The 12,487-nt window shown below is 63.1% G+C and carries 4 protein-coding genes and 1 rRNA gene; 1 reads left to right on the top strand and 4 read right to left on the bottom strand.

Annotated features, from left to right (window positions below):
* Window positions 1–129: 129 nt before the first annotated feature.
* The 4 genes from FYJ92_RS03345 to FYJ92_RS03330 all read right to left on the bottom strand — a co-directional run bounded on the left by FYJ92_RS03345 (window position 130) and on the right by FYJ92_RS03330 (window position 9,706).
* A 16S ribosomal RNA gene (locus FYJ92_RS03345) occupies window positions 130–1,653 on the bottom strand.
* 496 nt (window positions 1,654–2,149) lie between these two features.
* Complete coding sequence (locus FYJ92_RS03340) at window positions 2,150–5,830, bottom strand: 1,4-alpha-glucan branching enzyme (protein ID WP_185262596.1); 3,681 nt, start codon at window positions 5,828–5,830, stop codon at window positions 2,150–2,152.
* Window position 5,831: 1 nt separating this feature from the next.
* Complete coding sequence (gene treS / locus FYJ92_RS03335; protein ID WP_185262595.1) at window positions 5,832–7,628, bottom strand: maltose alpha-D-glucosyltransferase; 1,797 nt, start codon at window positions 7,626–7,628, stop codon at window positions 5,832–5,834.
* Complete coding sequence (locus tag FYJ92_RS03330) at window positions 7,625–9,706, bottom strand: alpha-1,4-glucan--maltose-1-phosphate maltosyltransferase (RefSeq protein ID WP_185262594.1); 2,082 nt, start codon at window positions 9,704–9,706, stop codon at window positions 7,625–7,627. The genes treS and FYJ92_RS03330 overlap by 4 nt, the downstream gene beginning before the upstream one ends.
* Window positions 9,707–9,858: 152 nt before the next feature.
* Between FYJ92_RS03330 and glgP the strand changes: the two genes are divergently transcribed.
* Window positions 9,859–12,477 (top strand): alpha-glucan family phosphorylase, encoded by a 2,619-nt coding sequence (gene glgP / locus FYJ92_RS03325; RefSeq protein ID WP_185262593.1) that lies wholly within the window; start codon window positions 9,859–9,861, stop codon window positions 12,475–12,477.
* Window positions 12,478–12,487: the final 10 nt, after the last annotated feature.

The raw sequence follows: 12,487 nt of genomic DNA, 5'->3' as shown, positions 1-12,487 counted from the left end.
GCCGCTATTCATTGATATTCCACCCTTGAGCACCCGCCGCAGAACTAGCGTCTGCGCAACGGGCATATACTCCTGACAACCCCTCCACACCCGCATACACGGGGCAAGGTGACTGTAGGTGCTCCTTAGAAAGGAGGTGATCCAGCCGCACCTTCCGGTACGGCTACCTTGTTACGACTTAGTCCCAATCGCCAGTCCCACCTTCGACAGCTCCCTCCCACAAGGGGTTAGGCCACCGGCTTCGGGTGTTACCAACTTTCGTGACTTGACGGGCGGTGTGTACAAGGCCCGGGAACGTATTCACCGCAGCGTTGCTGATCTGCGATTACTAGCGACTCCGACTTCATGGGGTCGAGTTGCAGACCCCAATCCGAACTGAGACCGGCTTTTTGGGATTAGCTCCACCTCACAGTATCGCAACCCTTTGTACCGGCCATTGTAGCATGCGTGAAGCCCAAGACATAAGGGGCATGATGATTTGACGTCGTCCCCACCTTCCTCCGAGTTGACCCCGGCAGTCTCCTATGAGTCCCCGCCATAACGCGCTGGCAACATAGAACGAGGGTTGCGCTCGTTGCGGGACTTAACCCAACATCTCACGACACGAGCTGACGACAACCATGCACCACCTGTAAACCGACCGCAAGCGGGGCACCTGTTTCCAGGTATTACCGGTTCATGTCAAGCCTTGGTAAGGTTCTTCGCGTTGCATCGAATTAATCCGCATGCTCCGCCGCTTGTGCGGGCCCCCGTCAATTCCTTTGAGTTTTAGCCTTGCGGCCGTACTCCCCAGGCGGGGCACTTAATGCGTTAGCTACGGCGCGGAAAACGTGGAATGTCCCCCACACCTAGTGCCCAACGTTTACGGCATGGACTACCAGGGTATCTAATCCTGTTCGCTCCCCATGCTTTCGCTCCTCAGCGTCAGTTAATGCCCAGAGACCTGCCTTCGCCATCGGTGTTCCTCCTGATATCTGCGCATTTCACCGCTACACCAGGAATTCCAGTCTCCCCTACATCACTCTAGTCTGCCCGTACCCACCGCAGATCCGGAGTTGAGCCCCGGACTTTCACGGCAGACGCGACAAACCGCCTACGAGCTCTTTACGCCCAATAATTCCGGATAACGCTTGCGCCCTACGTATTACCGCGGCTGCTGGCACGTAGTTAGCCGGCGCTTCTTCTGCAGGTACCGTCACTTTCGCTTCTTCCCTACTGAAAGAGGTTTACAACCCGAAGGCCGTCATCCCTCACGCGGCGTCGCTGCATCAGGCTTTCGCCCATTGTGCAATATTCCCCACTGCTGCCTCCCGTAGGAGTCTGGGCCGTGTCTCAGTCCCAGTGTGGCCGGTCACCCTCTCAGGCCGGCTACCCGTCGTCGCCTTGGTGAGCCATTACCTCACCAACAAGCTGATAGGCCGCGAGTCCATCCAAAACCACAATAAAGCTTTCCACCCCCCACCATGCGATGAGGAGTCATATCCGGTATTAGACCCAGTTTCCCAGGCTTATCCCAGAGTTAAGGGCAGGTTACTCACGTGTTACTCACCCGTTCGCCACTAATCCCCCCACAAGTGAGGTTCATCGTTCGACTTGCATGTGTTAAGCACGCCGCCAGCGTTCATCCTGAGCCAGGATCAAACTCTCCGTTGAAGTAAAACAGACACAACCACCAACCCCGGAAATAACAGGATAAAATGGTTGCACAAAATTTGAAACCAGCTGTAAAAACCAGACCACACCACGGGGTGGCATAATCCAGTCAATTCAACCAATTCAATACAATAAATTGGTATCAACAAACTTGGCACACTATTGAGTTCTCAAACAACAGACACACCCGGCACCACCACAACCATCTAATCGGCCGTGGATCGCTCCGGAGCAACTTTTCAAACTTACCCGCTGTTCTCCAACTTGTCAAACCGGCATCCGCGACTTCGTCAGCCTGAGGCTTTCGTGTCGGTTTTTTCGGTCTGACTCTGTGGAGCAGCGCGGAAATAAACTCTACCACCACTTTGCCGGGATGACCACCCAGGCCCCCTTGGGGCCCCTGCGACACAACCCCGAGGGCAGCAAAAAGCCCGGAATCTCAAGGAATTCCGGGCCTCACGCCCCGCACTCAAGAGAGCGGGATCACACCAATCGGTCAGCCCGCCGCCAAAAGAACGGGCTTGAAGTACGCGGCCCCCAGGGGCGGCAGCGTCACGGTAAGCGTTGCCGGCTGGCCATCGAGCCCTTCGTCCAGGGCAACCAGCTCACCGCCATTCAAAACACCCGAACCGCCATAGGCCGCGGCGTCGGTGTTCAGCACTTCGGTCCAGGCCCCGGCAGCGGGAACGCCGAGGGCATAGCCCACATGCGGACCGCCGGAGAAGTTGATGGCGCACACCAACGGATTGCCTTCCTTGTCCCAGCGGACAAACGTCAGGACATTGCGGTCGGCATCCCCACCGTTGATCCACTGGAAACCACCCGGCTCGTTGTCACGGGCGTAGAGGGCCGGCGTCGAGCTGTAGATCTCGTTGAGGTCCTTGGTGAGGAGCTGCATTCCGCGGTGCGCCGGAATCTCTGCCAGGTACCAGTCCAGCCCATGCTGCTCGGACCATTCAGCCTCCTGGCCGAACTCGGTGCCCATAAAGATGAGCTGCTTGCCCGGGTGAGCCCACTGGTACGCAAAGAAGGCGCGCAGGTTGGCCAACTGCTGCCACCGGTCCCCCGGCATCTTCCGGAGCATGGAGCCCTTGCCATGCACTACTTCGTCGTGGCTGATGGGAAGCAGAAAGTTCTCGGTGAAGGCGTAGACCATGGAGAACGTCACCGTGCCGTGGTGCCACTTCCGGTTGACGGGGTCCTCGGAGGCGTATTTGAGGGAGTCGTGCATCCAGCCCATGTTCCACTTGAGCCCGAAGCCCAGGCCACCTTGGCTTGTCGGGGCGGTGACGCCGGGGAAAGCTGTGGACTCTTCGGCGATCATCACCGCGCCGGGGTGCGTCTTGTACACAGTGGCGTTGACCTCCTGGAGGAACGAAATGGCCTCCAGGTTTTCGCGTCCGCCAAAGCGGTTGGGCGACCACTGCCCCTCTTCGCGTGAGTAGTCGAGGTACAGCATCGAGGCCACGGCATCCACCCGGAGTCCGTCGATATGGAACTCATCAAGCCAGTACAGCGCGTTGGACACCAGGAAGTTCCGCACCTCGGTGCGGCCAAAGTCGAAAATCAGCGTTCCCCAGTCTGGGTGCTCACCCAGGTTCGGGTCGGCGTGCTCGTACAGGGGTTCGCCGTCGAACTGGGCCAGCGCCCAGGCATCCTTGGGGAAGTGCGCCGGGACCCAGTCGAGCAGCACGCCGATTCCGGCCTGGTGCAGGGAATCCACCAGGAACCGGAATTCATCCGGATGGCCAAAGCGCGAGGTCGGCGCAAAGTAGGACGTCACCTGGTAGCCCCAGGAGCCGCCGAAGGGATGTTCGGCCACGGGCATGAACTCAACGTGCGTGAAGCCCAGCCATTTGACGTAGTCCACCAACTCCTTGGCGAGCTCACGGTAGCCCAGGCCAAGGCGCCAGGATCCGAGGTGGACTTCGTAGGCGCTCATCGGCGAATTGTGCGGGTCACGCTGCGCGCGTGCCTCCATCCATTCTGCATCCTTGAACGCGTACGACTGCTCCACCACTCTGGAGGCTGTCAGCGGCGGGACCTCGGTACCGAAGGCCAGGGGATCGGCCTTTTCGACCCAGTAGCCGCCCTTGGTTTTGATCTCGAACTTGTAGCACGCCCCTGCTAAAACACCAGGCAGGAAGACTTCCCACACGCCGGAGGATCCCAGCGAACGGAGTGAGTTCTGCCGGCCGTCCCAGGCGTTGAAGTCGCCCTTGACGCGGACCGCCTGCGCGTTCGGCGCCCACACGGCAAAGGAGACGCCGTCAACATCGCCCAGTGAGGACTTGTAGTGCTGAACGTGCGCGCCCAGGACTTCCCAGAGCTTCTCGTGCCGGCCCTCGCCGATCAGGTGCAGATCCACTTCACCCACTGTGGGCAGGTAGCGGTACGGCTCATCCACTGTTAGCGGCGCGGCATCAGGATAGGTGACCTCCAGCCGGTAGTCGGGCACGTGGCCGGCCTGCAACGGCTCCAGGACCGCCACCCAAACGCCGTTATCCTCGTGGGTCATGGGCACCGCACCCACGGCGGTCACCACGCTTACTGCCTCCGCGAGGTGCTTGACGGTCCGGACAGTCACATGGCCGTGGTCGTCCAGGTGGGCACCCAGCACCGAGTGCGGGGCGTGATGTTCGCCGTTCGCCACGCGGGCCAAGGTTTCCGGGTCCACGTGTAGGGGCACACGGGGCCGGTCTGTAGGTGCTGAGCCTGTCATTTTGATACCTTCCGATGCTGCCCGGGCCTGATCGCCGGAGCCTTTAACGCTGAGGAGCCGTCTGGAGGCATTCGTTGGAATGGCCAGCCAGTCAGGTCTGTTCCGCAATTCATAAACGACTTCGTAAAGGGCCTTGTCCAGCCACAATGCCACAAAGAGCGGTGAACTTCGGTCGATGATGCCGGGGGTGACTGCGGCATAGCCGGCGAGGAACGCGTCCGCGCAATCATCGACCCAGGATGCCGGAACGCGGGCACCCTGATATTCGCGTTCTGCCGCGCCGGCCGCGTAGTCGAATGAGCGGAGCATTCCCACCACGTCGCGGAGCGGAACGTCGGGAAAGTTGCGTTCAGCGATGGGCCGCAGTGGCTCACCTTCAAAATCAAGAATGGCCCAACGGCCCGGCCCGCCGCCTTGGCCGGGGACCTGCAGGATCTGGCCGAGGTGAAGATCGCCGTGGATCCGCTGCAGCGGCCCCGCCGGCACGCCGTCGAGCTCGCCAAGAAGCGCGTCTAAGGCATCGTCGTAAGGCCCGACGGCGGCACCGGCTTCCGCCCATGCCTGCCGGACCCGCTGGGCTACTCCGGGCGCAATAACCTGACCCGGGGCCGGTTCAACCGCTGTGCCGAGGGCTTCCGCCAGCCGACGGTGGACCGTGGCCGTGGCCGCACCCAGGGCATAAGCTTCGGCGGTGAAATCGGCGCCAGTGCGCGCGGCATCCACGGCAAGGCGCCACGCATCCCGGCCGCCGGCGAGGAATTCGTGGGCTACGGCAAGCTCGCCCTGCGATGGTGCCTGTGCCGGGAGCCCCTGTGGTGCCGGCGCCTGCCATTCCCCGCGGACCCACCCCAGCGTTGCCGGAACCTCGAAGATGCCCTGGGCCGTAAGTGCCGCCCCCACCTCAACTTCAGGGTTGATCCCTTCAGAGAGCACCCGGAAGAATTTCACAATGGCCGCAGACTCGCCGTCGTCAACGATGACTGAGCTGTTGGACTGCTCGCCGGACAGGACTTTGACCATTCCGTGGGCGGTAGGCAACCGGTGCTCCGACCGGGTGCGGTGGCCCGTCGCCGCACCCGTGCTCGAGCCGGCTTCGGACCTGATCAGCTCCAGCCACGAGGAGACAAAGGAAGGATCGTGCACGGCGTCGTAGATCCAGGCCATGCCGGCCTCGGGAGCGTGGCCCACCAGTGCCCGCTCCGCTCCGGCAAGCGGACTTGCCCGGTAGCTCAGCGGGACCTGGACCACGTCAGTCCGGAGTCCGCCGTCGGCCGTCCTGGACGTGACAGCCAGCAGGAATATCTCCAGCCGAGCCTGCCCTGCGGCATCCTCGAGGCTCAGGCTGCCGGCCTGCTCCAGCGCAAAATCGTCTGTCTTTACGGGGAACCAGCGCTGGCGTGGGAGCCATTCCCGAAGGACGGCGCTCAGTGTGGCTGTGAGGGTGGGCTGGGCCATGTCAGTTCTCGATGGACAGGATGGGCAGTGCCTGCGTGTACGGGGAGGCCGGGTTGGACGTCGCAGAGCGGATCCGCAGCCAGAAGAAATCATGGCTCCCCAGGGTCAGCGTCAGTGATCCGTCGTCATCGATCCCGGGGAACGGCTGCCCCCCGAACACATCGCGCAGTCCGCGGCCGGCAAACTGCGGAATCCGCAGTTTTGCCGCGACGGGGTGCTGCGAAAGGTTGAAGGCGCACAGAATGGATTCGCCCGGCAGCCCCGCAGTGTTGTCATCCGAAAGTTCCCGGAGATACGCCACCACGGCGTCGTGGTCCGCTTCGACATGTTTGAACGCACCCAGCCCGAAGACAGGGTGGTTCTTGCGGACGCTGAGGATCTGCCGTGTCCAGCGGAGCAGTGAACCGGAGTGGGCGGCCTCGGCTTCCACATTGGCCATGTTGTAGTTGTACACCAGTGACTGGATGACCGGCAGGTAGAGCTTGCCGGGATCAGCGTTGGAGAATCCTGCGTTCCGGTCCGGGTTCCACTGCATGGGAGTGCGTACGGCATCGCGGTCATCGAGCCAGATGTTGTCCCCCATGCCGATCTCGTCCCCGTAGTACAGGAACGGGCTGCCAGGAAGCGACAGCAGCAGCGCATTGATCAGTTCGATCTCGGCCCGGGAATTATCCAGCAGCGGTGCAAGGCGACGCCGGATCCCGATGTTGGCGCGCATGCGGGGGTCCGGCGCATACCAGCCCAGCATCGCCGCGCGCTCGTCGGGAGTGACCATCTCCAGCGTCAGTTCATCGTGGTTGCGCAAGAAAGTTCCCCACTGCGCGCCTTCGGGGATCTCCGGGGTGTCATGCATGGTTTCGATGATCGGAGCGGCCTTCTGGTCGCGCAGGGCGTAGTAGAGGCGCGGCATGATGGGGAAGTGGAACGCCATGTGGCATTCGGGCTCTTCTGCTGTTCCGAAGTACTCCACCACCTCGTTGGGCGGCTGGTTGGCCTCGGCGATGATGACGCGGCCGGGGTAGCCTTCGTCCACCATGGCCCGAAGTTTGCGCAGGAAGTCATGGGTGGCTGGCAGGTTTTCGCAGTTGGTCCCCTCCTCCTCGAAGAGGTACGGGATGGCGTCCGCCCGGAAACCGTCGATGCCCTGGTCCAGCCAGAAACGAACCACGTCGAAGAGCGCTTCGATGACCTTGGGGTTTTCAAAGTTCAGGTCAGGCTGGTGGCCGAAGAAGCGGTGCCAGAAGAACTGCCTGCGGATGGGGTCGAACGTCCAGTTGGATTCCTCCGTGTCCACGAAGATGATGCGGGCGTCCTGGTACTTCTCGTCCGTGTCGCTCCACACGTAAAAGTCGCCGAAGGGACCGTCTGGGTCCTTGCGCGATTCCTGGAACCAGGGGTGCTGGTCCGAGGTGTGGTTCAGCGGCAGGTCAATGATGACCCGGACGCCGCGGGCATGGGACTCCGCCACCAGCCGCTTGAAGTCGCTGATAGTGCCGAATTCATCCAGGACGGAATTGTAGTCCGAGATGTCATAGCCGCCGTCACGCAGCGGCGACTGGAAGAACGGCGGGAGCCACAGGCAATCGATGCCGAGCCACTGCAGGTAGTCCAGCCGGTCGATCAGGCCGGTGAAGTCGCCCGAACCGTCGCCGTTCGCATCCGCGAAGGCCCGTACCAGCACTTCATAGAAGACGGCCTTCCGATACCAGAGCGGATCGTGCGCTAGGCCCGGTGCATGTAGCTCAAATGTGCTCTTGGGGGTGAAATGCTGGCTGGAACTCTGCGGGTTAAAGCTCACTGATGAACTCTCCTCACGCTCAGGATGTGTGCGGGTTCAACGTGCGCATCCAGGCGGACGTAGTTGTATTCGCCCCATTCCCAGGATTCTCCGGAAATGAGGTCCTCCACCCGGAATCCGCCGTTGGGCGACAGGTCCTCGGGGTCAAGTTCAAGGGCAGCCAGGTCCAGGGAAATGGTGCTCTCCCTGGTGCCGTGCGGATCGACGTTGACCACCACAATGATGGTGTCCTTGGTGCCGTCCGGCAGGGTCTTGTGTTTGGAATACACCACCGTGGCGTCGTCGGTGCTTTGGTGGACCGTGAGATTCTGCAGGTCCAACAGCGCCGGGTGGCTGTGCCTGATGGCGTTGAGCCTGGTCAGATACGGCGCCAGGGTCCGGCCCGAGGCCGCGGCAGCGTCCCAGTCACGGGCCTTGTATTCAAATTTCTCGTTGTCGATGTACTCTTCGGCACCGGGGCGGGCAACATGCTCATAGAGCTCATAGCCGGCATAAACGCCCCACAGCGGGCTGGCGGTGGCGGCCAATGCGGCGCGGATCTTGAACGCCGCCGGACCGCCGAACTGCAGATATTCCGTGAGGATGTCCGGCGTGTTGACAAAGAAGTTGGGCCGGAAGTACGCCGGCGAGTCGTGGCTGACCTCCGCGAAGTAGGTTTCCAGTTCCTTCTTGGTGTTCCGCCACGTGAAGTAGGTGTATGACTGCTGGAAACCCGCCCGGCCCAGGGCGTGCATCATCGCAGGGCGCGTAAACGCTTCCGCGAGGAACACCACGCCGGGAGTCTTTTTGTTGACCTGGCCAATGAGCCATTCCCAGAACCACACCGGTTTGGTGTGCGGATTATCCACCCGGAAGATCTTCACGCCATGGCTGACCCACAGCAACACGACCCGCAGGATTTCCTTCGCAAGCCCTTCCGGATCGTTGTCGAAATTGAGCGGGAAAATATCCTGGTACTTCTTGGGCGGGTTTTCCGCATACGCGATGCTCCCGTCAACCCGGGTGGTAAACCATTCCGGGTTGGACTGTACCCACGGGTGGTCGGGCGCTGCCTGCAGCGCCAGATCAAGCGCGACTTCCAGGCCCAGCTCCTTAGCGCGGGCAACAAAGGCGTCAAAGTCCTCGAAAGAGCCCAACTCCGGGTGGATGGCGTCGTGGCCACCCTCCTTGGCGCCGATGGCCCAGGGCGAGCCGGGATCGTGCGGGCCGGCGATCAGGGTGTTGTTGGGGCCCTTGCGGTGCTGGATGCCGATGGGGTGGATGGGCGGCATGTAGAGCACGTCGAAGCCCATTTCCGCCACCGCGTCCAGCCGCTTCGCTGCTGTCCTGAAATTCCCGGACGTCCAGGCCCCGGTGGCGGCGTCCCTGACGGCGCCCTCGGACCGGGGAAAGAACTCGTACCAGGCTCCACGGCCTGCGAGATCGCGCTCCACCAGCAGCGGGTACTGCTCGGAAACGGTGACCAGCTCCCGGATCGGCTGGCGTTCCACGACGTCGGCGACGTCGGAGCCGAAGCCGGCTGCCAAGCGTTCCTCATCGGTGAGGGATCCGTTGGCCAGGATGGAAGAGGCCATGCGCAGGGTGCGCCGGTCCGACGCATTACGGGAGACGTCGGCGGCCGCTTCTGAGAGCAGCGCCGAACCTTCGGCGAGCATCAGCTCCACGTCGATGCCTGCGGCCACCTTGACCTCGGCGTTGTGGTGCCAGGTTCCGTAGCGGTCGTGCCACGCCTCAATGAGGAAGGTCCAGTTTCCAACGGCCGACGGCGTGAGGATGCCCTCCCAACGGTCCGTGCCGAGGCCGCGTTCCCCTTTGGGCGGTGCCAGCCTGACGCGCTGGCGTTCCTTCCCCCGGGGATCCAGGAGGACCGCACTGACACCCAGCTGGTCATGACCCTCCCGGAATGCGGTGGCACCCACCACGATCCCCTCCCCCGGCAAGGCCTTGGCAGGATACTTTCCACCCTCTACCGCAGGCTGCACGGCGGTGATCGGAAAGCGGCCAAATCTTAGCCCGTCGGTGATTTTGCCTTTCGGCTTTTTCTTTGAGGCGGCAGGGGTTGCTGAGTTAGTCGTCACAGGCTCGACGTTAGCGAGAAATGGTCAAAATTGCTAAGCCTGCGCTGCTTTTTGTCGCCGCGATTCGACTTATCCGCCACGCCAACTGTCATTTACCTAAAAGAAAGCCAAAGCGGTTCCAGACGTTGATGTTGTCGGTTAGTGTGGCGCAGGTGAAGGCAATCCGCAGATTTACCGTCAGAACAGTCCTCCCGGAGCCCATCAGGCCGCTGGCCCGATTGGCCACAAACCTGCGCTGGTCCTGGCACCGGCCCACCCGGGAACTTTTCGCGGCTCTGAACCCCCGCATCTGGGAAGAATCCGGGCAGGATCCCATCAGTTTCCTGGGCCGGGTCAGCCGCGAAGAGTTCCAGCGCCTCGCCGCCGACCAGTCAGTCGTTGACCAGGTCCGGGCCGCCGCCGAGGACCTTGACCGGTATCTTGAGCAGCCCCGCTGGTATCAGAGCCTGGGCGCGGAAGCCCCCGCCGCCATCGCATACTTCTCCCCCGAATTTGGCATCACCGAAGTCCTGCCGCAGTACTCCGGCGGCCTGGGCATCCTGGCCGGCGACCACCTTAAGGCCGCCTCGGACCTCGGCGTGCCCCTGATCGGCGTGGGCCTGCTGTACCAGGCCGGCTACTTCAAGCAATCGCTCTCCCGCGACGCCTGGCAGCAGGAAACCTATCCGGTCCTCGATCCTGACGGCCTCCCGCTCACCCTCCTTCGCGAGCCGTCCGCCGACGGCAACGGCCGGGCCCTGCAGATCTCGCTCCCGCTCCCCAACGGGCGCCGCCTGCTGGCACACATCTGGCGTGCCGACGTCGGACGCGTACCGCTGCTCCTGCTGGATTCCAATGTTCCCGGCAACGACGACGCCGCCCGCGGCATCACCGACCGCCTCTACGGCGGCGGCGGCGACCACCGCCTGCAGCAGGAGCTCCTGCTGGGCATGGGCGGAGTCAAGGCCCTGCGCGCCTACCAGCAGCTGACCGGAACCGCGGCGCCCGAAGTCTTCCACACCAATGAGGGCCATGCCGGCTTCCTGGGGATTGAGCGCATCCAGGAGCTGATGGCCGGCGACGCCGCCCTCAGCTTCGATGAAGCCCTCGCCGCCGGCAGGGCGTCAACGGTCTTCACCACCCACACGCCCGTTCCGGCCGGAATCGACCGTTTCGAGATTTCCCAGATCCACCACTTCTTCCAGGCCGGGCTCGCGCCCGCGGTACCGGTGGACCGGATTCTGGAACTGGGCCGGGAAAACTACGCCGATGGCAATCCGTCAGTCTTTAACATGGCCGTGATGGGGCTCCGGCTGGCACAGCGGGCCAACGGAGTCGCCAAGCTGCACGGCGAGGTATCCCGCGGGATGTTCTCGGCCTTGTGGCCCGGGTTCGACCACTCCGAGGTGCCCATCACGTCCGTGACCAACGGCGTGCACGTGCCCACCTGGGTGGACGGTCGCATCTCCCGGCTCGCGCGGGAACAGTTCGGCTCCGAGGCCGAAGCCATGGGCCGCTGGGACCTTGCCTACAACGTCAGCGACGCCGATGTCTGGGGGCTGCGCCGTGAAATGCGCACAGCACTCGTGGAGGACGTGCGCCGCCGGCTCCGCGCCGCGTGGAAGAAGCGCGGCGCCGCCGACGCCGAGCTTGGCTGGACCGACAGCGTCCTGGACCCCGACGTGCTGACCATCGGCTTCGCCCGCCGCGTCCCCACGTATAAGCGCCTGACGCTGATGCTCCGCGAGCCGGCCCGGCTCAAGGCGCTGCTGCTGCACCCGGAGCATCCGATCCAACTCGTGATCGCCGGAAAGTCCCACCCGGCAGATGACGCCGGTAAGAAGATGATCCAGGATCTGGTCCGCTTCACCGACGACCCCGAGGTCCGCCACCGCATCGCCTTCCTGCCGAACTACGACATTGCGATGGCCAGGACACTCTTCCCGGGCTGCGACGTGTGGCTCAACAACCCGCTCCGCCCCCTGGAGGCGTGCGGCACGTCGGGCATGAAGGCCGCCATCAACGGTTCGCTGAACCTTTCGGTTATGGACGGCTGGTGGGATGAAATGTACGACGGCGAGAACGGCTGGGCGATCCCCACCGCCAACAATGATGCGTCCCCCGAGGAGCGGGACGACATCGAGGCGGCGGCGCTGTACGAACTCCTGGAAACGCAGGTGGCGCCGCGCTTCTACGGGAACACGGTGTCTGACAGTGCAGGTGCCGCCGGACCGTCCACTACGGGTACGGAGAAAGTCCCCACGCACTGGGTGTCAATGATCAAGCACACGCTGTCGCATTTGGGCCCGGCCGTTTCCGCCGAGCGTATGCTGCACGACTACGTCAACCTGCTCTACCGTCCGGCAGCCGAGGCCGGACGCAGGGCCGTTGCCGACTCCTACGCCCAGGCCCGTGTCCTGGCTGCGTGGACGGCGAAGGTGCGCTCAGCGTGGCCCCTGCTGCACGTTGAGCATGTGGACTCCGTAGGAGTTTCCGAGGATCCGCAGATCGGGGACACCCTGCAGGTGAACGCCTACATCGCGCTGCACACCCTGACCCCGGACGACGTAACAGTGGAGGTGGCCTATGGGCGCGCCGAGGAAAGCGACACCCTGGCGGACGTCACCCTGATGGAATTGAGCTCGAAAGAGGACCTGGGCGACGGGCGCCACCTGTTCAGCGGCTCCCTGCTGATCGACCGGTCCGGTCCGTTCGGCTACACCGTCCGCGTCCTGCCCCGGCACGAGGCACTGGCTTCCAAAGCCGAGCTGGGGCTGATCGTCAACGCCTGACGCCCGGCGC

It is taken from the genome of Pseudarthrobacter sp. NBSH8 (assembly GCF_014217545.1).
Taxonomy (GTDB): Bacteria; Actinomycetota; Actinomycetes; order Actinomycetales; family Micrococcaceae; genus Arthrobacter.
The sequence above is the reverse complement of the archived record's forward strand: the minus strand, read 5'-3'. Positions and strand labels throughout refer to the sequence as shown.

Bases quoted from the DNA above. Each gene is read 5' to 3' on its own strand.
- FYJ92_RS03340 (WP_185262596.1), bottom strand. From the start codon at position 5,830: ATGGCCCAGCCCACCCTCACAGCCACACTGAGCGCCGTCCTTCGGGAA.